This is a genomic window from Centipeda infelix ATCC 43532, assembly GCF_000234095.1.
GTDB classification, from domain to species: domain Bacteria; phylum Bacillota; class Negativicutes; order Selenomonadales; family Selenomonadaceae; genus Centipeda; species Centipeda infelix.
Window position 1 is genome coordinate 473,101 of record NZ_JH376799.1, and the last position, 25,686, is coordinate 498,786.

The following is a 25,686-nucleotide window of genomic DNA, read 5'->3' on the forward strand; positions in this document are numbered from 1 at the left end:
TATCTATATAGTTTCGCTGTATTCGCTGATTTTCCTCTAAGGAAGGTTATTTTTTTCGTCCGAAGCTCGTATTCGTCGCCTTCCCATCGAATTTGTCAAAGATGTCGAGTGCCTTGCCGCAACCGAGTGCAACACAGCTCATGGGCTCGTCGGCAACAACCGTCGGCGTCCCCGTCTCACGCTGGATCAGCTCCGGCATGCCGTAGAGCAGTGCCCCACCGCCCGTCAGCACAATGCCGCGATCCATGATGTCCGCCGCAAGTTCCGGCGGGGTCTCCTCGAGCACTTTTTTCACACAGTCGACAACGCGCATAACGGAGCCCTCAATCGCAGCAGATGCCTGTGCGGTCGAGATCGTGATATTCTTCGGCAGCCCCGTAAGAAGATCCCGTCCGCGCACATCCATCTGCTCACGCCGCGCCGCTGTATGTGCCGCGCCGACGCGCAGCTTGATCTCCTCCGCCGTGCGCTCACCGATGAGCAAGTTAAACTCGCGCTTGACGTAGGCGATCAGATCCTCGTCGAACGTATCACCCGCGACGCGGATGCTCTCACTCGTCACAACGCCGCCGAGGCTGATGACGGCAACATCCGTTGTGCCGCCGCCGACGTCGACAACCATCGATCCCTGTGCCTCCACGATGTCGAGCCCTGCGCCCATCGCCGCCGCGAGCGGTTCCTCGATGAGCTGGATGTGTCGTGCGCCTGCCTGTTCGGCAGCCTCCTGCACGGCCCGCTGCTCCACCATCGTCACCCCCGAGGGAATACAGATCATGATGCGCGGGCGGAATACGATGCTGCGCCCGACCACCTTTTCAATGAAGAAGCGCAGCATACTCTCCGTAATGTCATAGTCCGCGATAACCCCGTCGCGCAACGGACGGATTGCAACGATATTGCCGGGCGTACGCCCGATCATCTGCCGTGCCTCCTCACCGATCGCGAGCACCTGATTCGTGTCGCGGTTCACCGCGACCACCGAGGGTTCTTTGAGGACAACCCCCTTGCCCTTGACATAGACGAGCACATTCGCCGTCCCAAGGTCAATTCCGATATCCATTGACATACCGAACATTTACGGCAAGCCTCCTAAACGTTATTTCACTTCATCGTCTGCGGTACTCTCGTCCGCCACTGACGACGGCACTGGAATGAGTGCCGCACGAATCTCCTCAAGGGATTTTTCCAAGGAGTCCCGATACTCGTCCCGCAGCGTCTCGTTATCCCATTTGCACTGCTTCCCATAGTGGAGAATACCGTCGAGATAGGTTAGCACCATCTCCGCAACATAGGAGCGCGCGACCTCGCTCGTAGTCATGTAGGACTCTTTTGTCTGCAGCTCAAACGCAATGCGGTCGATGTAGTGTTCTCCCTCGATGAGATAGGCAAGTGAACGCAAGCGCAGCCCGATCTCACGTACCGTTACGGCATCCTGTGAGTTTGCGGAGCGATCCGAGGCGATTTTTTCAAAAATCGCCCATGCCTCGTCGCAGAGTTTCCCCACTGCATCGAGCATCCGGTCACGTGCACGCTTCTTGCGCCACAGCACATCACGCACGGATGGTTTCTTCTGCTCGCCCATGGTCTTCCCCCCGATTCCGTTACATTTCTTCCTCAGCTTTCTTATTATATGATGTTCACCCCATATCGTCAATAATTATTCGCATGGGCGCTCCCTTGCATTTCTATATGAGTTCAATGTAAAATAAAGAATATCAACGAAAAGAGGGGGACTTATGGCAGAAATTCTAAAAGAGGGCATCCGTTTATGTCTGCGCCGCGCAGAGATGGCAGACCTCGACTTTATCTGCGCACTGCAGGAGGAACGTGAGAACAGCGACTACATTGTCCCGTTCTCACGCGCAGATCACGAGACGATCATCACACAGGCACAGGCATCCATGGATATCATTGTCGAGGAGCGCGCGAGTGGGGAGCGCGTTGGCTACCTCCATGTCACGGGACTGCTGCTCGCGTCGAAGGAACAGGAGTGGACGCACGTTGTCATCGCGAAAAAGGGGCTCGGGTACGGACACGAGGCGATGAAACTGCTAAAGGCATGGGCATTTGAGGACAGGGGTGCACATCGCGCGTGGCTCGACTGCAAGGACTACAACGCACGTGCGCTGCACCTCTACGAGAGCGAGGGCATGGTGCGTGAGGCGCTGATCCGCGAGACGATCCTGCACAAGGAGGTCTACGAGAACCTCGTCGTCCTCGGCATTCTCGACCGTGAGTACCGTGCGCGTAAGCGCAGCGGGCTCGAATTATAAGGAGGAAATGACATGAACGACAGCGAACTCATCGCACGCGCGGCAGAGTTCCGCAGCCGCGCCTACGCGCCCTACTCGGGCTTCGCCGTCGGTGCGGCACTCCTCGGGAGGAGCGGCAGGGTCTACGGCGGTGTCAACGTCGAGAATGCCTCCTATCCCGTCGGCATCTGCGCCGAACGCACGGCAATCGCCGCTGCCGTTGCGGCGGGTGAGCAGGAATTCGAGGCACTTGCCGTCATCGCAGACAGCCCCGAGCCATGTGCTCCCTGTGGCATGTGCCGCCAGATGATTGTGGAGTTTCCGATCGCACGTATCATCCTCGCAAATACTGCGGGTGATGTACGTGTCCTCACGCCTGCCGACCTTCTTCCGCACGCCTTTGGCGCAGCAGCACTGCCTTGAACGATAAATTGGTAGGAGACTGTTTATGAAGATACTGATTGTTGACGACTCGCGCCTCGTACGCATCAAACTCAAGGCGGAACTCTTCGACCGCGGGCATACCGTTGTCGAAGCCCGCGACGGCGAGGAGGCACTGCGGCGCATTGCGGACAAATCCCCCGATGCAGTCTTTCTCGACATCATTCTCCCGAAGCTCGACGGCTGCGAGGTACTGCGCCGTCTGCGTGCGACACACCCAAACCTCCCCGTCGTCATGCTCTCGACGGCAGCAAGCACAGAAAACATTGCGTGCGCGAGCGAAAACGGCGCACTCATGTTTATCCAGAAGCCCTATTCCGACCATGAGATCACAGCAGCACTGACCAAGATGCAGCAGTGCGTGGAGGGGCAATGAGCGAATTTTATCAACGCTACGCCGCAACCTTTCTCACAGGGCTTGCTGACTATGCGCGTGTGACCGCCGTACTTACCACCGAGGCAGAGGATGCCGGCTACATCACGATATCGCAGCGGCTCGACGTAGACAGCAGCCCGCTCATCGTCGCTCTCGCTGCCTCCGTGGATGCATTCTATGCGCTCGCGAGCGGTTACAGCGGTGTCTCGCTTGACGGTATGGACGAGCTTGCCGTCGACGCCGTCGGTGAGCTCTTCAACGTCATCAACGGGCATTTTTCCTCGCGGATGCGTGAGGACGGCATTGCTGTCTCCATCATCGACCCGCCGCGCCACTGCCACGGAGCAGCAGAACCTGTGGAAACCGTATTTTCACACGGCATCGCAAGTCCCGTCGGCGGGATGTACCTCATGGCGGCACATGAGGAATTTCTTGCTGCCGAACCGCATTGATCCAATTCCTGAAAGGAGTCTCCCTTGACCATATTCTCACATACACTCAACTTTGACAACCTCGTCGATCTCCTCCTGGTCCCCGCGTGCATTGTCCTCGCATCGCTCACGGTGGGCATCATCGCCGACCGTCTCATCCGCCGCTACATCGATCATCACCTCGCGGTGGAGGAGAGCACATGGAAGTACGTTCTCATCCGTTCCATGCAGGGTGTTCCCATCTTCTTCAGTTTCATCATCGGTCTCTACTGGGCGATCGATGCCGTGGAGATCTCGCCGACACTCACAAAGCTGCTCTCGTACATTCTCTTTACCAGCAACGTCTTCTCCATCACGCGCGTCCTCGCACGTACCGTCGACGGTGTCGTCACCATGTACTTCGAACGCTCGGGCAGGAACCTGCCCAAGACGACCCTGCTCAACAGCATCCTCATCGGTGTCATCTACGCCATGGGACTGCTCGTCATTCTCCAGTACTACGGCATCTCCATCGCTCCGATCCTGACGGCGGCAGGTGTCGGCGGTATGGCGGTCGCTCTTGCCCTGCAGGAGACACTCGCCAATATCTTCTCCGGTCTCCACCTCATCCTCTCCAAGCAGCTGCGCATCGGCGACTACATCCGCCTCGGCTCGGGCGAGGAGGGGCGCGTCACGGACATCACATGGCGTTTCACCACCATCATCCCGCTCGGCGCGAGCAACACCATCGTCATCCCGAACAAGACCATCGCGGGTGCGAACATCACGAATTACAGCCTGCCTACACTGAACATCAACGTCAGCGTCCCCGTCGGTGTCGCGTATGACAGCGACCTCGCCACCGTCGAGCGCGTCACCATCGAGACGGCGAAGGAAGTGCTCTCACGCGTGGATGACAATCCGAACGCGGAGCCGCTCGTGCGTTACACGGACTTCGGCGACTCCTCCATCAATTTCGTCGTCATCCTGCCGTCGAGCCTATTCGACAACCAAGGCATCATCAAGCACGAGTTCATCAAGGCACTCACTGACCGCTACCGCGCGGAGGGCATCGACATCCCCTATCCCATCCAAACCATCATTCAGGAGAAGGCGGACGCGGAGAAAAACAATCCACAGGACTCTGCCTCGTAACCGCCTGTATCCGGCATAACTTATCCACAAAACCCACGGTTTCTCCCTGGGGAAACTGTGGATAACTTTTTGTCCAAAGATAACCCCGCCATGCCTTTTCCCATCGGCATTTTCACCTCAGACGCACCCAATTTCCGAAAAATCCCTGTGGATAAGTCTGTGTAAAAACAACTAGATATAGATTTCCTATTGACGAGCACCCACTAGATGTTGTATAATCCTCACGAAACGGCGCATGGTCGCCAAGAAGGAAAACGCGCCGCAGACGGCGCGCGAAAAAGGAGAATGCAGCATGATCGTCAACGATATCAACGTCACAGTAAACGGCCTCTCGGACATCACCCCGCACGAGGTGGAGAACTATATTGCATACATTGAGGGGCAGACGCATGAGAAGCTGGATCGCCTCTCCATCACGGGGACGGACGACGGCCGTGTCACCCTCGGCTACGAGATGCGCCAGCCGAAGTTCGAGCGCGTCCGCCGCATCACAGGCTACCTCGTCGGCACCACGGATCGCTGGAACAATGCCAAGCAGGCCGAGGAGCATGAGCGTGTCAAGCACGGACTCCACTGAGATCCACATCTCAGGGATTGCGCGGGACTCCATCGTAGATGGTGAGGGCATACGGCTGACGGTCTTTACACAGGGCTGTCCGCGCCGCTGCCCCGGCTGTCACAACCCCGATACGCAGCCGCTCGTCGGCGGTCGCATGACAACTGTCGGTGCGGTGCTCGCGGAGATCGATGAGAATCCACTCCTCACGGGACTCACGCTCAGCGGCGGTGAGCCCTTCCTGCAGCCGGCGGCCCTGCTCCCACTCGCACGCGGCGCACACGAACGCGGCCTTGATGTGTGGAGTTACACAGGCTACACACTTGAGGAGCTGCGGGCGCAGAAAAACCCTGCGGTGGATGCGCTGCTCGATGAGCTCGATGTCCTCGTAGACGGGGACTACCGCGCTGAGGAACGCGACCTCACGCTGCACTTTCGCGGCTCGCGTAACCAACGGGTGATTGACCTCGCTGCAACGCGAGCAACGGGTCAGCTTACACTACGATATGCAGACGAATAAAACAGGGAATCGGTTTTATGCCGATTCCCTGTTTTATTCGTATATCATGGAGCTTATGCGCACTCCTAAGCAAACCCTAGTGGAGCAAACGGAGAAAAGCCTGCGACCCGCCCCCTGCGGATTTCTTTCGTTCAAGCAAAGCGCGTTTAAGAAGTCCGCAGGTATTTAGGCGGACAAGCAGGCGACCGTTTGTGTAACTAAGCGTTTGCGTGGAGTGGGCAGGCGACGTTCATGCCCCGAGCATACTGCCGACGATGATGCCGATATATGTGCCGATCGCGTAGCCGAACGTGCCGACGAGCATTGCAGGGCCCACGAGACGCGTCCACCCCTGCGAGATCGCCATGCCCGCCGCCGTCGTCGGACCGCCGATGTTCGCATTGGATGCGATGAGGATTTCCTCCAGCGGGAAGTTCAGTATTTTCCCGCCAATCAGACAGAACAGCATATTGACGACTACCATAATAAAGCAGAAGGCAAAGAGCAGCGGCGCATTCATCAAAATTTCCATGATAGAGGCGGGCACACCGATGATGAAGAAGAACATATAGATGAAGAACGTGCCAATCTCCTGTGCACCGTGCATGGAGTTTGCCTGTTTCTCAAATGTGCTCGCAAAGACAACGGACAGCAGGGTGATCCATACGTATTGGCTGCCGAGAAAGGTGCCGCACATCTTCGAGAGCATCCCCTCGTCAGCGGAGACGAGCGTCGCACATGTGCCGCCGAGGAATTTCGAGATCGTCACGACGATGACAGCGTAGGTAATGCACATCGCAATGTCGCGGAGCGAGATATCCTTGCGCCCCCAGTACGCCGCTGCAAGGGTTTTCCCCTCCTCCGAGCCCCCCCGCTTCTCAACCTCGTCGATCAGCGGATGATCGTAAATGCGACGAAAGAACGCGTTGCCCGCGATCCCGAGCAGGATCAGAAAGTAGACCGCCATGTTGAGATTGTCAGCAACGATGGTCGACGAGATGAGCGTTCCACTGGCTTTGAACGCATCGGCAAGTGCCGTGAAGTTGACTCCGCCGCCGATGTAGGAGCCGGTCATCACCGCCGCTACCTTCGGCAACCCCTCGATGGATTTTTGCAGCAGAGCGCAGCCGATCACTGCGCCCGCGATCGTTCCGATCGACCCGACGAGGAAGATCGCGAGGAGCTGCCCCGTCTCGCGCCAGATCTTGCGGATGTTCGTCTGAAGCAGCAGGAGCGGGATCGCGAGCGGGACGAAGTATCCCCAGACGACATCGTCATAGATCGGTGCGGCAGAGGGAATGACCCCCGTATTGACGAGCGCCAGTGCAATGACAAGTGCGATCACCGCCCCCGTAAGCCGCGATGCCCACGTATAACGCTGTTCGAGGTAGATCGAGGCAGCAACTGCCGCCATCATGACAGACAAGAGAACCCATGTGTTCTCGGGCTGAATCAGTGTATCCATGTCGACTCCTAAGGAAATATTGCTAAAATCAGTCCGCCCGCCGCAATCATCGCAATCGCGATTCCATGCGCAAGGCTGACCTTTTCGCCAAAGATCATAACAGCAAGCACAACGGCAAAGACAACGCTCAGCTTGTCGATCGGAGCGACTTGCGTAACCGCGCCGTCCTTGAGCGCCATAAAGTAGAAGAGCCACGAAAGAGCTCCTGCAATCCCACTGAGTGCGACAAAGGCAAGCGCCTTTCGGTCGGCAAACACCTGCGGCAGATCGGCGGTATGCCCCTCAGCGACAACCACACCCATGAGGAACAGTGCCATGATCGCCGCTCGCACCGCCGTCGCAGCACTACTGTCCAGCCCCGTGAGCCCGACCTTGCCGAAGATGGAAACAAATGCCGCGCACAGTGCCGAAAGCAGCGCATAGACGAGCCAAGCACTCATCGCCATTCCCCCATTCAAAAACGTGCTTTAGTATAGCATTATTTCCCCACCGCCGCAAACACTTCTTTCAAAATATTACATAATCGTGTAGAATAGGAACGTCAGGGGGATTGCAATGATACGACAGGCTACGGTGCAGGATATTTCTGAGATCCTGCGCATCTATGATGCGGCACGTTCCTTTATGCGCCGCTCGGGCAACATGACACAGTGGAGCGGCGGCTATCCGTCGGAGGAGATCGTACGCGCAGACATCATGCACGGTGTGAGCTACGTATTGGAAAATGAGGCAGGGCATCTCCATGCTGTCTTTGTGCTCATCCCCGGAGACGACCCAACCTATGCCCACATCGATGGCGCATGGCGCGACGACTCCCCCTATGCCACGATTCACCGTGCGGGCAGCGACGGGACGGAGCGCGGTACATTCCGCACCATTCTTGCCTTCGCACGCGCGCAGTATGAGCACCTGCGCGCCGACACCCACGCGGACAATATCCCCATGCAGCACTGTCTGACGCAGAGCGGCTTTGCTTACTGCGGCATCATCTATCTCAAAAGCGGCGACCCGCGCCGCGCCTACGAGTGGAGCAGCAGTCTCTAGGGAGGCACACACGAAACATGCACTAAGCCAGTATTTTAGGAGAGCATATCTATGGCAATCATCTTTTATCCGAGCTGCAAAGTTCAGGCGGACTTCCCCGCCGAGAGTGCGGCGGTACGCCGCTATCTTGAGGAACGACACGGTGTGCAGACTGCAGGCTGCTGCCGCCCGCATCACCCAAAGCTGACGCCGGAGGATCACGCAATCGTTCTATGCAACAACTGCGCGAACATCGTCGAGGAGAGTTCCCACGCGGGCGCATTCACCTACGTTTGGGAGCTGATTGATCGGGACGCGGATTTCCCCTTCCCCGACTACGGCGGCGAGCGCATGACCGTACAGGACTGCTGGGCGGCGGTGGAACGGCGCGAAATGCAGGAGGCAATCCGCTCCCTCCTGCGTAAGATGAACGTAACCATCGTCGAGCAGGAAGAGAATTTCGACAAGACTCGCTTCCACGGACACGCCCTGCTCGCCCCCTGCTTTCCCGGCAACGCGAAACTCATTCCGCGCCGCTACGAGAACGGCAACTCTCCCATGTTCACCCCCATGACGGAGGAGGAGCAGCACGCCTACTTTCAGCGGCACGCACAGAAGCTGCCGACGGAGAAGGCAGTCTGCTCGTGCAAGTACTGCCGTGACGGCATCGACGCGTGCGGCAAGACAGGCATCCACGTCCTTCAGCTGCTCTTTCCGATAAAGGAATCGCTGATAAAATGAAGGCCGTCGTATTGGTGCAGATTTTTTGTCCTGTCAAGGAGACAAACCGGACGCATAGCCGTCCGCTATGTGGAGGATTTGTCGACACAGACAGGGCGAAAAAGATGTGCTAAGACGGCGGTGCTGAATTTGTCAGTGCTTCCTTAAGACAGGAGAATTGATATGATCGAGTGTATGACCGTCGGTGATATGATCCCGACGAATGCTTTTTTCTATATTGACGATGAAACAAATCACGGCTTCCTCATCGACGCGGGTGCAAACGGCGACCAGCTTGCCGCACATGCGAAGACAAAGGGTTGGACAATCGAGCGGCTCCTGCTCACGCACTGCCACTTCGACCACATCGGCGGCGCAGCAGAGTTCTCCACGCGCACAGGCGCACCCATCTATGCCGCCGAGGACAGCCCGCGCTACTACAGTGATCCAAGTTGGAATCTCTCACTCTGGGGCGGCGGCAAGATTACGCTCTCAGATGTGACGACCTTTGCTGACCGCGAGGTCATCACGCTCGCAGCAAATCCCGACTTTGCTCTGGAGGTACGCTACACGCCAGGGCATACGACGGATTCCTGCATCTTCTACAGTGCGCGGGATGGTGTCGCCTTCGTCGGCGATACGATCTTCCGTGCGAGCATCGGACGCACGGACTTCCCGGGCGGCGATGAACGGACGCTCTGGGACAGCATTGCACGCGAGGTCTTTCCCCTGCCGCCCGAGACCGTCCTCTACTCGGGGCACACGGAGCCGACCACCGTGGGCGCGGAGATGGCGCGTTACCGCCGATGAACTACACGGATTTCATGGCATCGCTCGCAAAGGGCGAGCTACCGCACGTCTTCCTGCTTGCGGGCGAGGAGAGCTACTATGTGCGGCGCGCGCAGGAGGCGATCCTGCGCCGCCTCCTGCCTGTGGCAGAGGATCGGACGGACGCACTCATTCGCTACGAGGAGATGCCCCCCCTCGACGCGCTGATGGAGTCGCTCGAAACAGCACCGTTCTTCACGGACAAGATCGTCGTCCTCGTGCGCGATGCGGCGATCTTTCGCGCAGCGAAAAAAAAGGACGGGGACGCGGATGCCCCCGCATCAAAGGATACGACGGCAGATGCACTGATTGCACGTCTCGCCGATCTCCTCCCGACCACCTATGTCATCTTTACGCTTGGCGCGAAACCTGACAAGCGGCGCAAGCTCTACCAAACGGTCGAAAAATACGGGCGTGTGCTGGAGAGCGAACCCGTACGCCCATGGACGGTGGAGACCTGGCTCAACGGGCAGCTGCGGGAGATGGGGCGCTCCATGCACCCGAAGGCACGCACATTTTTCCTGAATGTGGTCGGCATCATGCCGACGATTTCGCTTGAGTTCCTCGACCGCCAGCTGGAAAAGCTGACACTCTATACAGACAACGCCCAGTTCGCAGAGGACGATCTGCGTGCGGCGTTCTCGGAAATGCCCGAGGTGTCCGTATTTGCGCTGATGGATGCCGTGAGTGCGCGCGATGTCAGCCAGGCACTCGACCTCCTCGCACGCTGCCGCGCGGACGGCGTACACTTCACCGTCCTGCTCGCCCTCCTCGTGCGCCACGTCCGCCAACTTTGGCAGGCAAAACGCCTGCTGATGAGCGGCACGCCGCCGAAAGGGCTCGGCAAGACCATGGGACTACATCCCTTTATCGCCGAAAAACTCGGAGGACACACGAAGGCATTCTCTGAGACAACGCTCGAACGCGCCGTCCTCTCCCTCGCCGACGCGGACTATCTGCTCAAAACGGGGCAGGCGGGCGATGAACTATTAGAGGATATTGTGATTCGGCTGTGCAGAAAATAGCCTTGCAACGCAATAGAGAAAGTGCTATTATATAGGTGAGGCAAAAATGAATGATGTGGAAGTGCTCCATTGGCACGAAAAAATCCCCGCAACGGGCATTGCGGGGGTCTTTTTTTGACACAGGGAAAGATTTCTGAGCCCCTAGGCTAGTTGCCGGTTACTCGTCGTCTAACCATTTGCAAATATAGTGGGCAGCTACACTCGCCATGACGGAAAGTATGAATGATGTGATCATCTCCAATCGGCACACCTCCTTTCAGTGCCATTATAGGAGGCGGCAACACAGACAGTATAACATAAACACAAAAAGAAAAACAGAAGTACGAAATCAAAAAGAGCGACGCTGCGCCGTGCAGTGCCGCTCTTTTCGTTTATCTCAAATATCCCATATACGCCCCCACGCGCAGGATCTCCTCCGCACAGGCAATCTCCTCCGCCGTCGGTGCGGGCGTATCCCCGAGCCGATACGGCAGACGCAGGTCCTCGTACTTGTGGAGTGCCATCGCATGATAGGGCAGCACCTCCACGCGGTCAACCGTCTTTAGTCCTGCGATAAAGTCCGAGAGACGACTGAGATCATCCTCCCCCGTCGTCCATCCCGGCACGAGCACATGGCGAATCCACATCCGTTTGCCGCGCTCCGAGAGAAAGCGAGCAAGCGCAAGCGCGCTCTCGTTCGATACACCCGTGAGTGCCCTGTGCACTTCATCGTCAATCTGCTTCAGATCCAGCAGGAACAAGTCGGTGAGCGGCAGGAGATTTTCAAACGCGCTAAAAAACGGTTCGTCATAGGTGAACGGCTCGCCCGCCGTGTCAATGACGGTATTCACCCCCTTTGCCTTCGCGAGACGGAACAGCTCCGTCACGAATTCGAGTTGGAGCAGCGGCTCACCGCCGCTCACCGTGATACCGCCCTTCTGCTTCCAGTACGGGCGGTACCGCCACGCCTGTCGAAAGATATCCTCTGCCGTCGCCTCATAGCCGCCCGCCCGCTCCCATGTCTCGGGGTTGTGGCAGTACTGGCAGCGATAGCGGCAGCCCTGCACAAAGACGATGAAGCGGATGCCGGGGCCGTCGACGGAGCCGAAGCTCTCTGTCGCGCTGATTCTGCCTTTACATATGCTCATGGAAGGTACGCGCGATCACATCCTCCTGCTGCTCACGCGTCAGACTGATGAACTTGACCGCGTAGCCCGAGACACGGATAGTGAAGTTCGCATAGGCAGGATCCTCCGGATGCTCCATGATGTGCTCCAGCGTCTCGCGCCCGAACACGTTCACGTTCAGATGGTGCGCCCCCTGATCGAAATACCCATCCATCGCACTCACAAGGTTCTGCACGCGCTCATCCTCGTTGTGGCCGAGCGAGGCAGGTGTCATGCTCTGCGTGTTCGAGATGCCGTCGAGGGCCCAGTGGTACGGCAGCTTTGCAACGGAGTTGAGCGAGGCGAGCAGCCCACAGCACTCCGCGCCATAGCTCGGATTTGCACCCGGCGCGAGCGGCGTCCATGCGGGTCGCCCGTCCGGCATCGCGCCCGTGTACTTGCCATAGACGACGTTCGACGTGATTGTGAGGATCGAAGTCGTCGGCTCGGAGTTGCGGTAGGTGTGACGTGCCTTGATCTTCGAGAGGAAGGTTTTGAGCACCCATTTCGCAATCTCATCCGCACGGTCGTCGTCGTTGCCGTAGCGCGGGTAATCGCCCTCGACCTCGTAGTCCACGACGATGCGGTCATTGTAGATCGGTTTCACCTTTGCGTACTTGATCGCGCACAGCGAGTCTACGACGTGCGAGAAGCCTGCAATGCCCGTTGCGAATGTGCGGCGCACATCCGTGTCGATGAGTGCCATCTCCGCCGCCTCGTAGTAGTATTTATCGTGCATGTACTGGATGATGTTCAGCGCGTTGACATAGACGTGTGCGAGCCAGTCCATCATACGCTCATACTTCGTAATGACGTTGTCGTATTCGAGGTATTCCGTGCGGATCGGACGGTAGGCAGGGCCGACCTGCGCACCGCTCTTCTCGTCCATGCCGCCGTTGATCGCATAGAGCAGGCATTTCGCGAGGTTCGCACGCGCTCCGAAGAACTGCATCTCCTTGCCCGTCTGCGTCGCCGATACACAGCAGCAGATCGAGTAGTCGTCGCCCCACTCGGGCTTCATCACATCGTCGTTCTCGTACTGGATCGAGCTCGTGCGGATGGAGATCCGCGCCGCGTAGTCCTTGAACGTCTCGGGCAGCTTCGAGGAGTAAAGCACGGTGAGATTCGGCTCGGGGGAGGGTCCCATGTTCTCAAGCGTGTGGAGGAAACGGAAGTCGTTCTTCGTCACCATGTGACGGCCGTCCATGCCGATGCCCGCCATCTCCAGCGTCGCCCAGATCGGGTCACCCGAGAACAGCTCGTTGTAGGACGTGATGCGCGCGAACTTCACCATGCGGAACTTCAGCACGATGTGGTCGATCAGCTCCTGCGCCTCCTCCTCAGAGAGGATGCCGCGTGCGAGGTCGCGCTGGATGTAGATGTCGAGGAAGGTCGAGATGCGCCCGACGCTCATCGCCGCGCCGTTCTGCGTCTTGATCGCCGCGAGATAGCCGAAGTACAGCCACTGCACCGCCTCGCGTGCATTCTGCGCGGGCTGCGCGATGTCAAAGCCGTAGAGTGCCGCCATCTCCTTCATGCCCTTCAGCGCACGAATCTGCTCCGCGACCTCCTCGCGCTGCTGAATGACATCGTTGCTCATGATGCCGTCGCCGTAGTTCAGCAGGTCGCCCTGCTTGAACGCAATGAGATGATCGATGCCGTAGAGTGCGACACGGCGGTAATCGCCCACGATGCGCCCGCGCCCGTATGTGTCGGGCAGCCCCGTGATGATGTGGCTGCGGCGTGCTGCGCGGATCTCGTCCGTGTACGCATCGAACACCGCCGCATTGTGCGTCTTGTGGTACTTCGTAAAGATCTCGTGGAGCTTCGGGCTGACCTTGTAGCCGTAGTTCTCGAGCGCCTCCTCCGCCATGCGAATACCGCCGTATGGCATGAACGCCTGCTTCAGCGGCTTGTCCGTCTGGAGTCCGACCACCTTTTCGAGGTCTTTGTGTGCGGGGTCGATGTATCCCGGACCATATGCCGTCAGCCCTGAGACAACCGCCGTCTCCATCTCAAGCACGCCGCCCTTTGCGCGCTCCTCCTTCTGAAGTTCCTGCACGCGTGCCCACAGGCGGTTCGTCGCGTCCGTCGGCGGTGCAAGGAAGGACTCGTCGCCGTCGTACGGCGTATAGTTGCGCTGAATGAAGTCGCGGACGTTGACCTCCTCCTGCCAGACTCCCCCTTCAAAACCGTCCCAGCTCTTGCTCTGCAGCATATTCTGCCTCCTATTCTACAGGTGAAAACAGATTCCCATATGATGCTTTCATAATACTTGAATCACATTCACTTTTCAATAGAGCAACGAAAATAAATACTATCAATATTTTTCATGTGAAATATAATTTATGTATATAGGAAGCACTGATAAAAAGGGACTGTTGCACGCAGTTAGAAAACTTCGTGTAACAGTCCCGAGGATCATGCACAGCGTAAAAAAGTGTGCTACGAACGCGGCTCCGGTGTGATATGCGCGAGGATAGCCGCAAGCGGGAGTGCAAGGACGGAGACGAGGAGCGCAGGCGCGAGTCCGATGACATCCCCGAGTGCCGCCGTCGCCGCCACGCCGAGGCTGCCAAGACCGAACGACATACCGAGCATCATCCCCGATGCCATGCCTGCATTCTCGGGGAGTGCCTGCTGCGCCCAGATAATCGAGCTCGGCTGTGGTGCCATCAGAGCAAAGCCTGCGGCAAAGAGGACGATGCCGCCGAGCACATCCGCGCTCACATGGGTAAAGTAGTACGCACAGGGCAGGATGCCGAGCGCAAGAAAGGTCACAATGATCCCCCGCCCCGTGAACTTGTCCGCAAGATTGCCGCCGAATAGTCCGCCCATCATGCCACCAACCATGAAGATGGTGAGGAACAGCCCCGCTGCGCTCGTATCCTCCCCATTTCCGACGAGCAGCAGGGGCAGGAATGTCCCGAACGCGCCATGCGTCCAGCAGCGCAGACCCATCGCGAGATTCAGCGTGATCGTCGTGCGTGCAAAGAGGACGCTGCTGAGCTTCGGACGTGCCCGCACCGCATGCTCCGGCAGAGAGGAGACGGCGCATAGCCCCGAGCGGACAAAGAGTACGCCCATGAGCGCGGCAGGCAGGATCAGGAGCGGCAATGCCGCGAGTGACAGCTTTTCGAGGAATGCCACGAGGACGAGCGGCACGAATGCCATGCCTGCGTTGCCGCCCGCAATGAAGTAGCTCATCATGCCATTGCCGCGCCCCTCTGCCGCCGTCCGTCCGACGAGCATTGACGAGAGCGGGTGATACGCTGCAACCGCCGCCCCCGTCACCGCGACGAGCACAAAGAGCAGCGCCGTGTGTCCTGCAAACCCGACCATGCACATTGGGACGGCTGCGGCAGGCACGATGTACGGAAGCAGCGGGCTGAAATTGCGCTTGTCCATGAGGTAGCCGAAAATCGGCTGCAGCATATTCGTCGTCACGGACGCGACCATGACGAGCACACCGCACATCGTCAGCGACAGATCGAATTTCAGCATGAGCAGCGGCAGGAGGATCGGCAGGAAATTCGCATAGAAATCCACCATCGCGTGCCCCGTCGAGAGCAGCGCTGTCGCGTGCCGTATGTTCGTATTCATGACAAACATCCTCCTGTGACCAACATCCTTGCAAACCGTTCGAAAATGTGATGTAATGTATTGTAACAAACGAGACGAAAAAGTAAAGGAGTATTCACAATATGAGGAAATGGGCTGTCATCTATTCATCCACCACGGGCAACACAAAGGCAATCGCCGAGGAAATCGCGGGTGCATCGGGCGGAGATCTCTTCCGCGTGCAGGATGCGCCGACGGATCTCTCCGCGTACGATGTCGTCGCGCTCGGCTACTGGCTGCGGCGCGGCGGTCCCGATGACCTCATGAAGACATATCTGCCAAAGGTCAAAGATGCGTGTGTCTTGCTCTTCCAGACACACGGTGCAGATGTCGGCTCGGAGCACGCCGTCACCTCGTTCGCACGCGCCGCCTACCTGCTCGGTGAAAGCGCTGAAATTCTCGGCACCTTCTCCGCACAGGGAAAACTCTCGCCCGCGCTCATCGCCCGCCGCAAGAAATCCGATCCCGACGACACACACAACAGCCCCGAGGCACAGGAGCGTTGGGTACGCGCCGCCGACCATCCGAACGAGGAGGATCGCGCCGCCGCACGCACATTTGTCGAGAAGATGGAGCACAAGCTCGATCTCCTCGACAAATTCCGCCGCGCACAGGAGGAAAAGAAACACAGCCGTACTGCCATTCCTCGATAATTTTCAAGAAATGAAAGATTTATCGATATGAACACCGAAAAGAAACGAACAATGGAAGCGGATGTCATGACGGAGATGATCGCCCTCTACTGCCGTGGACACAGGCACGCACACCGCACAGCGGAGACGGACGGTGCGCCCGCACTGTGCCCCGACTGCCGCCGTCTCCTCGACTACGCACGCGACCGCATCATCCGCTGTCCGCGCATGGAGGTCAAGTCCTTCTGCTCCGCATGCCCCGTCCACTGCTACAGCCGCGCTATGCGCGAACAGATACGTGCCGTCATGCGCTACAGTGGTCCTCGTATGCTCCTCCATCGCCCCATCATGACCCTCCGCCATATGTGGATCGATCTAAGGAGTCGCTGATAAAATGAAGTCCGCCATCTTGGCGCATCCTTTTCGCCCTGCCTGTGTCAACAAATCCTCCACATAGCACAGCGGCTATGCGTCCGGTTTGTTTCCTTGGCAGGACAAAAATTCTGCACCAATCTGACGGACTTCATTTTATCAGCGACTCCTTGCGCACGTCGACGCGAAAAGAAAGGTCAACACTCATGAAAAAGATCCTCCTCATCGCTACGGGCGGCACAATCGCCTCACGCGAAACGGAGCACGGACTGCGCCCCGCCCTTTCCGGCGAAGATATGCGTGCGGCACTCGGCGCGACAGGCAGCGCAATCGAGGTCATCGATCTCCTCGCACTGGACTCCACAAACATTGCGCCCTCCCACTGGCAGACGATCGCACGCAAAGTTGCAGACTGCCGCACGGACTATGACGGCTTTATCATCACGCATGGCACGGATACCATGGCATATACCTCCGCCGCACTCTACTATATGCTCGAACAGATCGACCGCCCCGTTATCCTCACAGGTTCGCAGCGTCCGCTCGGTACGGACGGCTCGGATGCAGAGGGGAATCTGCGCCTTGCATACGAGGCGGCCTGCAGCGACTTTGTAGGCGTCTGTCTCGCGTTCGGCGGACGGCTCATCCACGGGAATGCTGCGAAGAAAATTCATTCCCTTGCGGACGACGCATTTCGCAGCATCGGACGCGCAGAGATCGACCTCACCGCCCCGTCCACACCGACCGTCCCCTTTCATCTGCACGATGCACTCGACACGCGCGTCGCCGTCCTGCGGCTCTATCCCGGCATGAAGCCCATCACGATTGACGCACACATCGCTGCGGGCTATCGCGGCATCATCCTGGAGGGCTACGGACTCGGCAGCGTCCCCGGCGACGATGCCGAGGAGAGCTTTCTCCCCACGCTCGACCGCGCACGGACACGCGCCTGCACCATCGTACTCACAACACAGTGCATCTATGACGGCGCGGACATCTCACACTACGAAGTCGGCGTCCGCGCCGCCGAGCTCGGTGTCCTCGCGGGCGGCACGCTCCCCATCGAGGCACTCTACGTGCTGCTGATGCAGAGGCTTGCAGAGACGCCCGAGGGAGAAACGGTGAAATCACTTGAGAAAAACTCCGGTGAACCGAGATGAAGCCGCTTGCCTATATTACGCAGGAAGTAATTGACCTGTTAGCGCTTCCGTGCCAAGCGAATACACCGATCTATTTAGGGCAAAGCAATAGAGAACATATGCAGACAAGTCACCCGCAGGACTATCAAAAATATCACGACTACATCTCGCTGATCCTAAGCACCCCCGATTATGTCGGTGCAAATCCAAGTGATCAATCCATTGAATATGTTCGCGAATTTCAGATTGATGAACACGAGTATGTAAAAGTAGCTGTTCGTATTTCTCTCTCTGGGAGATATTATGCGCGTTCTCTCTACGTACTGAATCCCAATCGAGTTCGTAATTTTATTCAAAAAGGCACTCTAAAGCATTTGACGAAATAAACAAAATGCTTTATACTAGACACAAGGAATGAGAAGCAGAGGACGGAACGGGCAGCCGTCACCGGATGGTCGAAAGACCTGAGTAGGAGATGCAGGAATGTCACCCTGCCTATTCTCAGAGCAGAAATGGGGCTACAGAGATGTAGCTCCATTTTCTAATTAGGAAGAGGATACAATGCAGCTTCAAGAAATCGGCGTCGTTCATAACGCCTACAAAAACCTCACGGACATCCCTCGACAAGGACGCATGAGCGAGGAGATCTCGGAGATCGAGATTCATCCGGACTTCTCGGACGGACTGCTCAAAATCGAGCAGAACAAATACCTCATCGTCCTCTACTGGGCGCATCTGGCGAAGCGGGACATCCTCAAGACCATCCCGCCCGCCGCGAAGGAGCTCCACGGAGTCTTTGCCAGCCGCTCCCCAGGGCGTCCGAACCCGCTGTCCCTCTGCATCGTCGAGCTGATCGAGTACAACGGCAGCTCCCTCCGCGTGAAGGGACTCGACGCACTCGACGGCAGCAGTGTGATCGACATCAAGCCGTATACAAAAATGGATATCATATCGATACCATAAATACCAGATATGCTGGACACCTTGTTTTCAAGTAAACAAGGTGTCCATTTTTGATATGAAGTTCATTTTATTTACTTCATTAGAAAAGAAAATTCAAAAATTTTTCCGTTATGTACTTGTAATGAATCCCATTCACCATTATAATACTCATGCGCAAATTAAGCTCGATTATCTTTTTCATTTATCATGATACGATAAAAAGATTTTCACGGATACATTTGCGGACACATGACGGAGTTCCGATGGATCGGAACGGGTTTGTTTCTGTACGAAGGAGGATCACATGGTTCGGAAAAAGAGTCAGCGCTCCCTGCGCCTGCTCTCTTACGCAATCTCGGCATGGCTCGCCCTGCCCGCCTATACCGCATGGGCGGACGATGGTACACGGGGGGGGGGCAGTGTTTCTACTGCTGACATTCACGTTGAGGTGGATGCCGCGCAGGAAGAAGCAAAGATGGAGTCCCAGCAGAAGACCATCATCACGAAGGAAGATATCGAGAAGAAACAGGCGAAGTCCGTCGAAGACATCATCTTCAGCGAGACAGGTGTCTCGCGCACAGTGGATGCGATGGGCCGCGTCGGTGTTTCGATCCGCGGCGCAGAGCCGCGCCATACGCTGATCCTCGTGGATGGGCAGCCCGTCCTCGGCGACCTCGCGAAATACTCGGGCGCGGCGGACGAGGTCATGCGCCTCGGCACGGAGAACGTCGAACGCATCGAGATCATCCAGGGGGCGGCAAGCTCGAAGTTCGGCTCGGATGCCATCGGCGGTGTTGTCAACATCATCACACGCAAGGCGACAAAGGAGCCTGGACTGCAGTTCAACTGGGAGGGGCTGAAGACCGAGAACGACGACGGGCTGCCGTTCTCGAATTTCTTCCTGCGTGCGGACTCTGGGCAGATGGGCAAGCTGCGCCTCGGGCTCTCGGGCAGCAAGCGCGAGATCATGCCCGTATACGCGAGCAGGGGGCTGCGGAGCACAATCCCCCCTGCGCTGCGCGATACCGCATGGAACAAGGTCAAGGACTGGCACGCTCCTGTTCTGCGCTACTATGGCGATACAGCGAACGTTGGTCTCGTCGGAACGTACGAGCCGGATGCGCAGAACACATTCGAGTTTCGCATGGATCACTACGCCGAGGATCTCGTCCGCGATGTCAAGCGCACGGACTCCGAGTTGGAGCCGCAGCAGCATTTCAAGCGGGTCGCAGACCGCAACGCCTATAACATCAGTTGGAACGGCTACAGCAACGTGAGCGATTGGACGGTCGAGCTGAACACGACGAATCTCAAAGAGGACAGCGTATCCCTCATCAACTACGAGGGCAAAAATATATACGAGGGCAAGAACGAGCTGCGCTATGTAGACAATGTCGATCACAAGCAGACGGATTTCAAGGCGTCGATGAATACCCAGATGAGCGACAAGCATCTCCTCTCCTTCGGCTTTGGCATCTCAAGCGAGTCCGGTGAGGGCAGCCGACTCAAGAGCTCCCCGAATACAACGACGCGCTATATCGACCCGTGGGACTATGACAAGAGCCTGCTCGTTGATAAGCAGGACCGTCTGCAGCGCGGTGAGGACGACAAAAATTATATCTGGTCACACATCCATGACTATAAATTTTTTGACAATCCGAACGGCGGAAGGCGCAAGTGGGACAAGGACTATGAGTACTACCACTACGACGGGAGTGCCGGTGCATTCAACCCGGGGGCCAAGAAACCCGACGGTTCAAGGGCGGGGCTGTCGTATGAGGACTATGTAGAACACAATATCAATCAGCAGCTCACTGAGGATTGGTACGGAGACTTATACGTCGGCACACGAAAGCTGAACAATCCGCGTGCCAATTTGAAAAGTGACTATGATACGCTAAAGACGCGTCTTGAAAATGAGTACAGTGCGCGTCATGGGGGTACGGCATATCCAGGATCCAATATTGTCGGCGATTACTATAAAAAAGGCATTGAGCGCGCGGACAAAAATGATCCACACACGCCCACACTCAATGGAAAGATGTTCCTCGAAGAGTATTGGGAGCGTGACCAACGCCTCACTGTCGGCAGCGGTACGATCAACAAGCAGCACTTCTTTATCGGCGACACATGGCAGCTCTCGAAGGACACGATGCTCTTCCCCATCCTGCGTGTCGATCACAGCAACCTCTTTGGTACGAATCTCTCCGGCAGCATCGGCATGACGCACAACGTCGGCGGCAATTCGCATCTCCGCTTCAAGACGAACATCGGCACGAGCTACGCAGAGCCGGGCATGGGCGAGCTCTGGTACAACTGGGAGATGTACGGCAGCACCCCCGTCGCCATCGGTGAGGCAAAGATGGGCTGGTGGTTTGAGGGCAATCCCAACCTGCAGCCCGAGAAATCCCTCAATCTCGATATGAGCATCGAGGGTGAGACGAAGAACACCTATGCCCGTGTCGGGGTGTTCCACAACCGCATCCGCAACTACATGACCGTCTACTACACCGGGGATGTGCAGGATTTTGCCCCGCAGCTCAGTGACGACGACAAGTGGATGCGCGCCCCCGATCTGATCTACAGCTTCAAGAACATCGGCAAAGCCGAGATTACGGGAGTCGAGGCAGAGGTGCGGCAGAAAATCGGGCCGCATTTCAGCACACGCCTTGGTTACACCTATCTCCATGCGCTTAACAAGAGCGACCCACTCATGCCGAAACGACTGCTCGATCGCCCAATGCACAAAATTGACATCGGCATCTCCTACGAGGACAAGAAGACGGGCTGGTTCGCACAGCTCTGGGGCGACTATTACATGAAGATGCTCGACAGCAACACCCTTGCAAACGGTGCGAACTACTGGACGGACTATCTGGACGGCTCCCTCGCAGTAAACAAGAAGCAGGAGTATCAGGAAAAGAGCTTCGGCATCTGGAACTTCATGCTGCAGAAGAAACTCAGCGAGGACGCGATGGTCTACGTCGGCGTGAACAACATATTAAACCACCGCGACGACGACCGTGCGACGCAGGAACGTGTCTACCGCATCGGCGCGAACTTCAAGTTCGACACGTCAGGTCCCAAAAAGAGTCTCCTCACAAATGGTACGACGGAGATGGGCGAACAGGAAGCGGCACTGCTGAACAACTTCCTTGCGCGCCCGTTCGACGAGAGCAAGGAGAGGGGCATCTCTCTCATCGGGGACTATCAGTGGCGCTGGACAGCACATGGCGGCACGAACCGCCCCCAGCCCACCTACACGGCGACCTCCTACATCCGCGAGAACGCCATACGCAATCTGCACGACGAGAACGAGCATGGTTTCGAGCAGCGTCTGCGCATCGGTGCGGATGCGCGTGTCGCCGAGAATACGAACATCAAGATCGTCGGCAGTCTCTCGGGTACCACGGGCGTTGACCCCGCACACAGCCAGCCGGACAGCAAGGGACTCGGCAAGGCGCGTCTCGATGAGGCGGATGTCACCCAGCGCATGAAGAAATGGGATCTCTCCCTCGGCCGTCTCACGGAGCCGATGGGCGTCACCGGCTACTGGTTCGGGCGCGAGTACGACGGTATCCGCGGTGTCTATACCGGTAAGAGCTCACAGGTGCGTCTTGGTTTTGGTACGTTCAAGCAATCGACCGGTGTCGCGGACACGGCATATACCCATGTCACCTACGAAACATTCTACCGCCCGCCGACCATTGCCGAATTCCTCGGCATCAACAAGGACATTCCCGATAAATACGATCTTTCAAAAACTACTGAACAGGGCAACAGAGAGTACGCTGCTGCAAAGATGGAAGGAAATACAGAGATCACCCAAAATCTCTACTTCTACCAACAGCTCAAGGATGCGGCGACAATAGAGCAGAAGACAGAGGTTATCAAGCGGATGCTGTCCATCGTCAATCAGGTGTATGGCAGCGCACTTTCCTCGAAGAATATTCCGCTCCGGCCGCCTGCGTTCGGTTCATACGTCTACTACCGCATCAAAGATTCTCACGGGAATGTGAAGATCAAACGGACACAGGTCAACTTCAACGGGCCGGACGGCGAGACATCGCCTGCCGGCAAGGCATGGGCGCGTGAGATGGAAAAGAAATTCTCCATCAACCCGAGCGACCCTGATGCCTTAAAATCGGATGGCTCCTACTTCCATAAGAACGCCGATGCCGTGAAGAGCACCTACGAGAAGATTGCCGAATATCGGGCGAAGGAGAATTGGAACGAGTATAAATTCGATTCCGAAGGACGCCCCATTACAGAAAAGCTGGGAGAAGTCTGGGATCTCTCCGGCGGACGCGGCAAGTCCTCCAGTGACTGGACGACAGAATCAGAGGACTATACCTTTGACGGTGTAATCGGTACCTATAAGGCAGACTATGAATACAGTGAGCCGTCTCCGTACAAGTATAAAATTACCAACGTCGATGTGCTCAACTTCTTCAAGGAAGAACTCTACCAAAAACCCTCCGCGGATGCAGCCAGCAACTACCTCCTGTCGAACATGAACCAGATCAGCTATGAGTATCTTCAGCGTCTGGAGCAGATCCTGGAGGAATCCGAGTCCGGCAACAAGCAGCCCCGTCCCGCCCTCGGTGATGTCGTCGGCTACCTCATCAAGACCTCCGGCACAGTGGTCGAGCGGGATACGATTCCGCCGATTGACAAGGCGTTCTTCGTCCAATACCGCAAGCAGGTGCGTCCGAACCTCGGTGTCGCAGCATGGTATCTGCGCTCCATCGGCGACAAGAACTATACGACGCGCATTGCAAACGGCAAGGACAACGACCGTCATACCTTCCGTCAGCTCGCGAACGTCTTTGCCCTCGGTGCACAATGGCAGATGAGTCCAAAGGCCGCCGTCTCGCTCGACTATGGGTATAACTTCACGCGCTTCGGCAAGTACATGAACGGCGTGACGATGTACGACCACCCTGCACGTACCGACATCTTCACCCCGAAGGGACGCAGCATGGGCAGCGCACCGAAGTTCTGGACGGTTCGCCTCGACATCGGGCGCGCGGACACGGATCACGCCGGAACGTGGAACGCATTCGTGGACTACAAGCACTTCGAGCACGGCTCGTTCTTCGGCGGCAACGGCACGGGCTTCCTACCTGACCGCTACCTCGACGGCATCCAGAGCTTTACGATCGGCGGCGGCTACGTCCCCGCGGAGAACTGGCTCGTCGAGCTGTTCTACACCTTCGACGCGAAGGGCACGAACCGCCGCGACACGATCCACGGCTCAGAGAAGTTCAAGCTCGGAAACTATACGCGTGCGCAGGTGACTTACCGTTTCTAAGAAAAACTTTTCGCACTCCACATTTCGCTGAAAATTTTTCCCAAACACCTATTGATTTTCACTCTCAGATGTGCTATATTTTATTCAGGCTTTCGTTAGGGAACGTCCTCGGATGTTTCCAAAGCTCTCCTAAAATATAATACACAGCAAAGATAGTCCACAGTGGAGTGTGGGCTATTTTTGTGTGATTTATCACAGTCACATCTTGACAGACATGCTATAATAATCAAAAGGTCAGAATTTATCAAAGGGGATGAATCTATGGCAAAGGAACACATACAAAAAGATGTCGTCATCATCGGTGCGGGCATGGCGGGTCTGACTGCCGCGCTCTACTGCGGTCGCATGAATCTGAGGACGCTCGTGCTTGAGAACTCGCTCGTCGGCGGACAGATCGCGACGGCGGCGGACATCGAGAACTATCCGGGCTTTGAGCGCGTGAGCGGGATGGAGCTGATCGGCACACTCGAAAAGCAGGCGACGAATTTCGGTGCGGAGATTGACGAGTTCGACCGCATTGAGCGCGTCGACCTCAAATCCACGCCGAAGATTGTCGAGACGGAGACGTACATCTACGAGACGCCCGTCATCATCATCGCCTCTGGCATGAACCGCCGCAAGCTGCCGTTGCCGCAGGAGCCGCACTACTTCAATCGCGGCGTGCACTACTGCCATATGTGCGACGGGCACACGTATCAGGACAAGGTGATCTCGGTGATGGGCGGCGGCAACGCAGCGGTCGATGCGGCGAATTTCCTCACGAAGTACGCGTCGCATCTCTATCTCATCCATCGCTCGCAGCTGCGTGCGGACAAGTCCTCGCAGGATGCGCTCTATGCGAATCCGAAGGTGACGGTTATGCTTGAGACGGAGATCACGCATCTGAACGGTGAGGATCGGCTCACGTCCGTTGACCTTCTGCACAAGGACACGGGCAAGACGGAGACGCTGCCTGTGGACAGCATCTTCGTCAACATCGGTGTTCTCCCGAATACCGACCTCTTTGTAGGGCAGCTGAAGCTCACGGAGACGGGCTACATTGCAGCGGACGAGAATTGCCGCACGGAGATCCCCGGGGTATTCGTCGCGGGCGACATCCGCGTGAAGGAGATTCACCAGCTGACGACCGCCGCCGCCGATGGCACAACCGCCGCACTCCACGCGGAGAAGTATCTCGCGGGTTTGAAGAAGTGATATAGAGGAGGAAATCCCATGATTCAAGTTTTTTCGTTCGACGCGTGCCCGTGGTGCACGAAGGCAAAGAAGTATCTCGATAAGAAGGGTGTCGCCTACACGGTGCGCGACATTGAGAAGGAGCCCGCCGCCTACGATGATCTCGTAAAGCTCACGGGCGAGGCCGCGTGCCCCGTCATCCTCGCGGACAGCGGCGAGTATGTGCGCGGTTTCGATCAGCCCGCCATTGACCGCCTCCTCGGCATCTAAAGGAGGCGCGGCTATGGTCAAGGTCTACTCCATCACGGTCTGCCCGTGGTGCGTCAAGGTGAAGAAGTACCTCAAATATCGCGGAATCCCCTACGAGGAATACAACATTGAGAAGGACGAAGTGGCGCGCGAGGAATGCCGCCGTCTCTCGGGCGATACCATCGTCCCCGTGACAACGGCTGACGGCAAAGAATTTGCCGTCAGCTACGACCGCACGAAGCTGGACAAGATACTCGGAATAGCAAAGTAATGGCGTACCTGTCGACCAAAGTGGACTGCCGCATGAAAACTTTTCAATTTTCGTGTGGCAGCCCCTCTTTTTTTATCT

The 25,686-nt window shown here is 57.1% G+C and carries 27 protein-coding genes and 1 pseudogene; 21 read left to right on the top strand and 7 right to left on the bottom strand.

What is annotated here, in order from left to right:
* Positions 1-46 precede the first annotated feature (46 nt).
* Positions 47-1,075, bottom strand: coding sequence for a rod shape-determining protein (mreB, locus tag HMPREF9334_RS08350; protein ID WP_006693029.1), 1,029 nt, complete (start codon positions 1,073-1,075; stop codon positions 47-49).
* A gap of 21 nt (positions 1,076-1,096) precedes the next feature.
* Positions 1,097-1,582: a hypothetical protein gene (locus HMPREF9334_RS08355; protein ID WP_006693030.1), complete on the bottom strand. Its 486-nt coding sequence runs from the start codon at positions 1,580-1,582 to the stop codon at positions 1,097-1,099.
* A gap of 154 nt (positions 1,583-1,736) precedes the next feature.
* On the opposite strand from HMPREF9334_RS08355, the gene HMPREF9334_RS08360 reads away from it, so the two are divergent.
* From HMPREF9334_RS08360 to nrdG, 7 genes are all read left to right on the top strand, one after another.
* The gene (locus HMPREF9334_RS08360; protein WP_006693031.1) at positions 1,737-2,273 is read left to right on the top strand and encodes a GNAT family N-acetyltransferase; all 537 of its coding nucleotides are present in this window, start codon (positions 1,737-1,739) and stop codon (positions 2,271-2,273) included.
* A 12-nt stretch (positions 2,274-2,285) separates the two neighbouring features.
* The gene (locus HMPREF9334_RS08365) at positions 2,286-2,675 is read left to right on the top strand and encodes a cytidine deaminase (RefSeq protein WP_006693032.1); all 390 of its coding nucleotides are present in this window, start codon (positions 2,286-2,288) and stop codon (positions 2,673-2,675) included.
* 25 nt (positions 2,676-2,700) lie between these two features.
* Positions 2,701-3,069 (top strand): response regulator, encoded by a 369-nt coding sequence (locus tag HMPREF9334_RS08370; protein WP_006693033.1) that lies wholly within the window; start codon positions 2,701-2,703, stop codon positions 3,067-3,069.
* On the top strand, positions 3,066-3,521 hold the full coding sequence (locus HMPREF9334_RS08375) for a hypothetical protein (protein ID WP_006693034.1): 456 nt from the start codon (positions 3,066-3,068) through the stop codon (positions 3,519-3,521). Before HMPREF9334_RS08370 ends, HMPREF9334_RS08375 begins: the two co-directional genes overlap by 4 nt.
* A gap of 24 nt (positions 3,522-3,545) precedes the next feature.
* The gene (locus tag HMPREF9334_RS08380; RefSeq protein ID WP_006693035.1) at positions 3,546-4,634 is read left to right on the top strand and encodes a mechanosensitive ion channel family protein; all 1,089 of its coding nucleotides are present in this window, start codon (positions 3,546-3,548) and stop codon (positions 4,632-4,634) included.
* A gap of 292 nt (positions 4,635-4,926) precedes the next feature.
* Positions 4,927-5,211: an anaerobic ribonucleoside-triphosphate reductase gene (nrdD, locus tag HMPREF9334_RS08385; RefSeq protein ID WP_006304909.1), complete on the top strand. Its 285-nt coding sequence runs from the start codon at positions 4,927-4,929 to the stop codon at positions 5,209-5,211.
* Positions 5,183-5,710, top strand: coding sequence for an anaerobic ribonucleoside-triphosphate reductase activating protein (gene nrdG / locus HMPREF9334_RS08390; protein ID WP_039957439.1), 528 nt, complete (start codon positions 5,183-5,185; stop codon positions 5,708-5,710). The genes nrdD and nrdG overlap by 29 nt, the downstream gene beginning before the upstream one ends.
* A 229-nt stretch (positions 5,711-5,939) precedes the next feature.
* Here the strand turns inward: nrdG and HMPREF9334_RS08395 are convergent, their stop codons facing one another.
* Both HMPREF9334_RS08395 and HMPREF9334_RS08400 read right to left on the bottom strand, forming a co-directional pair.
* Positions 5,940-7,154 (bottom strand): DUF819 family protein, encoded by a 1,215-nt coding sequence (locus tag HMPREF9334_RS08395; protein WP_006693038.1) that lies wholly within the window; start codon positions 7,152-7,154, stop codon positions 5,940-5,942.
* A gap of 8 nt (positions 7,155-7,162) precedes the next feature.
* Positions 7,163-7,594, bottom strand: coding sequence for an EamA family transporter (locus HMPREF9334_RS08400; RefSeq protein ID WP_039957440.1), 432 nt, complete (start codon positions 7,592-7,594; stop codon positions 7,163-7,165).
* Positions 7,595-7,709: 115 nt separating this feature from the next.
* Here HMPREF9334_RS08400 and HMPREF9334_RS08405 point away from each other — a divergent pair, with 115 nt between their 5' ends.
* The 5 genes and pseudogenes from HMPREF9334_RS08405 to holA all read left to right on the top strand — a co-directional run bounded on the left by HMPREF9334_RS08405 (position 7,710) and on the right by holA (position 10,750).
* Entirely contained in the window at positions 7,710-8,198 is a 489-nt protein-coding gene (locus HMPREF9334_RS08405) for a hypothetical protein (protein WP_006693040.1), read from the top strand.
* Between the two features lie 51 nt (positions 8,199-8,249).
* On the top strand, positions 8,250-8,918 hold the full coding sequence (locus tag HMPREF9334_RS08410; RefSeq protein ID WP_006693041.1) for a hypothetical protein: 669 nt from the start codon (positions 8,250-8,252) through the stop codon (positions 8,916-8,918).
* A pseudogene (locus tag HMPREF9334_RS12640) lies at positions 8,915-9,065 on the top strand (secretion protein HlyD). The gene HMPREF9334_RS08410 and the pseudogene HMPREF9334_RS12640 overlap by 4 nt, the downstream one beginning before the upstream one ends.
* Positions 9,066-9,080: 15 nt before the next feature.
* A complete protein-coding gene (locus HMPREF9334_RS08415) occupies positions 9,081-9,707 on the top strand; it encodes an MBL fold metallo-hydrolase (RefSeq protein WP_006693042.1) in 627 nt (208 codons plus the stop codon).
* The gene (gene holA, locus HMPREF9334_RS08420) at positions 9,704-10,750 is read left to right on the top strand and encodes a DNA polymerase III subunit delta (protein WP_006693043.1); all 1,047 of its coding nucleotides are present in this window, start codon (positions 9,704-9,706) and stop codon (positions 10,748-10,750) included. Before HMPREF9334_RS08415 ends, holA begins: the two co-directional genes overlap by 4 nt.
* 371 nt (positions 10,751-11,121) lie before the next feature.
* Here holA and pflA read toward each other — a convergent pair whose 3' ends face one another.
* From pflA to HMPREF9334_RS08435, 3 genes are all read right to left on the bottom strand, one after another.
* Positions 11,122-11,877 (bottom strand): pyruvate formate-lyase-activating protein, encoded by a 756-nt coding sequence (gene pflA / locus HMPREF9334_RS08425; protein WP_006693044.1) that lies wholly within the window; start codon positions 11,875-11,877, stop codon positions 11,122-11,124.
* Positions 11,864-14,113, bottom strand: coding sequence for a formate C-acetyltransferase (gene pflB / locus HMPREF9334_RS08430; protein WP_006693045.1), 2,250 nt, complete (start codon positions 14,111-14,113; stop codon positions 11,864-11,866). Before pflB ends, pflA begins: the two co-directional genes overlap by 14 nt.
* 227 nt (positions 14,114-14,340) lie before the next feature.
* Entirely contained in the window at positions 14,341-15,498 is a 1,158-nt protein-coding gene (locus HMPREF9334_RS08435; RefSeq protein ID WP_006693046.1) for an MFS transporter, read from the bottom strand.
* Positions 15,499-15,599: 101 nt separating this feature from the next.
* Between HMPREF9334_RS08435 and HMPREF9334_RS08440 the strand changes: the two genes are divergently transcribed.
* The 9 genes from HMPREF9334_RS08440 to HMPREF9334_RS08475 all read left to right on the top strand — a co-directional run bounded on the left by HMPREF9334_RS08440 (position 15,600) and on the right by HMPREF9334_RS08475 (position 25,608).
* Positions 15,600-16,169, top strand: a complete 570-nt coding sequence (locus HMPREF9334_RS08440) for a flavodoxin family protein (protein WP_006693047.1) — start codon at positions 15,600-15,602, stop codon at positions 16,167-16,169.
* 27 nt (positions 16,170-16,196) lie between these two features.
* Entirely contained in the window at positions 16,197-16,538 is a 342-nt protein-coding gene (locus HMPREF9334_RS08445; protein ID WP_006693048.1) for a nitrous oxide-stimulated promoter family protein, read from the top strand.
* Between the two features lie 188 nt (positions 16,539-16,726).
* Positions 16,727-17,680, top strand: coding sequence for an asparaginase (locus HMPREF9334_RS08450; RefSeq protein WP_006693049.1), 954 nt, complete (start codon positions 16,727-16,729; stop codon positions 17,678-17,680).
* Positions 17,677-18,045, top strand: coding sequence for a PBECR3 domain-containing polyvalent protein (locus HMPREF9334_RS11765; RefSeq protein WP_006693050.1), 369 nt, complete (start codon positions 17,677-17,679; stop codon positions 18,043-18,045). Before HMPREF9334_RS08450 ends, HMPREF9334_RS11765 begins: the two co-directional genes overlap by 4 nt.
* Before the next feature lie 175 nt (positions 18,046-18,220).
* Positions 18,221-18,622: a tRNA (N6-threonylcarbamoyladenosine(37)-N6)-methyltransferase TrmO gene (gene tsaA, locus HMPREF9334_RS08455; protein WP_006693051.1), complete on the top strand. Its 402-nt coding sequence runs from the start codon at positions 18,221-18,223 to the stop codon at positions 18,620-18,622.
* A 283-nt stretch (positions 18,623-18,905) separates the two neighbouring features.
* On the top strand, positions 18,906-23,915 hold the full coding sequence (locus HMPREF9334_RS08460; protein WP_006693052.1) for a TonB-dependent receptor plug domain-containing protein: 5,010 nt from the start codon (positions 18,906-18,908) through the stop codon (positions 23,913-23,915).
* Between the two features lie 261 nt (positions 23,916-24,176).
* Positions 24,177-25,109: an NAD(P)/FAD-dependent oxidoreductase gene (locus HMPREF9334_RS08465; protein ID WP_006693053.1), complete on the top strand. Its 933-nt coding sequence runs from the start codon at positions 24,177-24,179 to the stop codon at positions 25,107-25,109.
* An 18-nt stretch (positions 25,110-25,127) separates the two neighbouring features.
* Entirely contained in the window at positions 25,128-25,358 is a 231-nt protein-coding gene (locus tag HMPREF9334_RS08470; RefSeq protein ID WP_006693054.1) for a glutaredoxin family protein, read from the top strand.
* A gap of 13 nt (positions 25,359-25,371) precedes the next feature.
* The gene (locus tag HMPREF9334_RS08475; RefSeq protein WP_006693055.1) at positions 25,372-25,608 is read left to right on the top strand and encodes a glutaredoxin family protein; all 237 of its coding nucleotides are present in this window, start codon (positions 25,372-25,374) and stop codon (positions 25,606-25,608) included.
* The last annotated feature ends 78 nt before the right edge of the window (positions 25,609-25,686 follow it).

Bases quoted from the DNA above. Each gene is read 5' to 3' on its own strand.
- mreB (WP_006693029.1), bottom strand. From the start codon at position 1,075: ATGTTCGGTATGTCAATGGATATCGGAATTGACCTTGGGACGGCGAAT.
- HMPREF9334_RS08355 (WP_006693030.1), bottom strand. From the start codon at position 1,582: ATGGGCGAGCAGAAGAAACCATCCGTGCGTGATGTGCTGTGGCGCAAG.
- HMPREF9334_RS08360 (WP_006693031.1), top strand. From the start codon at position 1,737: ATGGCAGAAATTCTAAAAGAGGGCATCCGTTTATGTCTGCGCCGCGCA.
- HMPREF9334_RS08365 (WP_006693032.1), top strand. From the start codon at position 2,286: ATGAACGACAGCGAACTCATCGCACGCGCGGCAGAGTTCCGCAGCCGC.
- HMPREF9334_RS08370 (WP_006693033.1), top strand. From the start codon at position 2,701: ATGAAGATACTGATTGTTGACGACTCGCGCCTCGTACGCATCAAACTC.
- HMPREF9334_RS08375 (WP_006693034.1), top strand. From the start codon at position 3,066: ATGAGCGAATTTTATCAACGCTACGCCGCAACCTTTCTCACAGGGCTT.
- nrdD (WP_006304909.1), top strand. From the start codon at position 4,927: ATGATCGTCAACGATATCAACGTCACAGTAAACGGCCTCTCGGACATC.
- nrdG (WP_039957439.1), top strand. From the start codon at position 5,183: ATGAGCGTGTCAAGCACGGACTCCACTGAGATCCACATCTCAGGGATT.
- HMPREF9334_RS08395 (WP_006693038.1), bottom strand. From the start codon at position 7,154: ATGGATACACTGATTCAGCCCGAGAACACATGGGTTCTCTTGTCTGTC.
- HMPREF9334_RS08400 (WP_039957440.1), bottom strand. From the start codon at position 7,594: ATGAGTGCTTGGCTCGTCTATGCGCTGCTTTCGGCACTGTGCGCGGCA.
- HMPREF9334_RS08405 (WP_006693040.1), top strand. From the start codon at position 7,710: ATGATACGACAGGCTACGGTGCAGGATATTTCTGAGATCCTGCGCATC.
- HMPREF9334_RS08410 (WP_006693041.1), top strand. From the start codon at position 8,250: ATGGCAATCATCTTTTATCCGAGCTGCAAAGTTCAGGCGGACTTCCCC.
- HMPREF9334_RS08415 (WP_006693042.1), top strand. From the start codon at position 9,081: ATGATCGAGTGTATGACCGTCGGTGATATGATCCCGACGAATGCTTTT.
- holA (WP_006693043.1), top strand. From the start codon at position 9,704: ATGAACTACACGGATTTCATGGCATCGCTCGCAAAGGGCGAGCTACCG.
- pflA (WP_006693044.1), bottom strand. From the start codon at position 11,877: ATGAGCATATGTAAAGGCAGAATCAGCGCGACAGAGAGCTTCGGCTCC.
- pflB (WP_006693045.1), bottom strand. From the start codon at position 14,113: ATGCTGCAGAGCAAGAGCTGGGACGGTTTTGAAGGGGGAGTCTGGCAG.
- HMPREF9334_RS08435 (WP_006693046.1), bottom strand. From the start codon at position 15,498: ATGAATACGAACATACGGCACGCGACAGCGCTGCTCTCGACGGGGCAC.
- HMPREF9334_RS08440 (WP_006693047.1), top strand. From the start codon at position 15,600: ATGAGGAAATGGGCTGTCATCTATTCATCCACCACGGGCAACACAAAG.
- HMPREF9334_RS08445 (WP_006693048.1), top strand. From the start codon at position 16,197: ATGAACACCGAAAAGAAACGAACAATGGAAGCGGATGTCATGACGGAG.
- HMPREF9334_RS08450 (WP_006693049.1), top strand. From the start codon at position 16,727: ATGAAAAAGATCCTCCTCATCGCTACGGGCGGCACAATCGCCTCACGC.
- HMPREF9334_RS11765 (WP_006693050.1), top strand. From the start codon at position 17,677: ATGAAGCCGCTTGCCTATATTACGCAGGAAGTAATTGACCTGTTAGCG.
- tsaA (WP_006693051.1), top strand. From the start codon at position 18,221: ATGCAGCTTCAAGAAATCGGCGTCGTTCATAACGCCTACAAAAACCTC.
- HMPREF9334_RS08460 (WP_006693052.1), top strand. From the start codon at position 18,906: ATGGTTCGGAAAAAGAGTCAGCGCTCCCTGCGCCTGCTCTCTTACGCA.
- HMPREF9334_RS08465 (WP_006693053.1), top strand. From the start codon at position 24,177: ATGGCAAAGGAACACATACAAAAAGATGTCGTCATCATCGGTGCGGGC.
- HMPREF9334_RS08470 (WP_006693054.1), top strand. From the start codon at position 25,128: ATGATTCAAGTTTTTTCGTTCGACGCGTGCCCGTGGTGCACGAAGGCA.
- HMPREF9334_RS08475 (WP_006693055.1), top strand. From the start codon at position 25,372: ATGGTCAAGGTCTACTCCATCACGGTCTGCCCGTGGTGCGTCAAGGTG.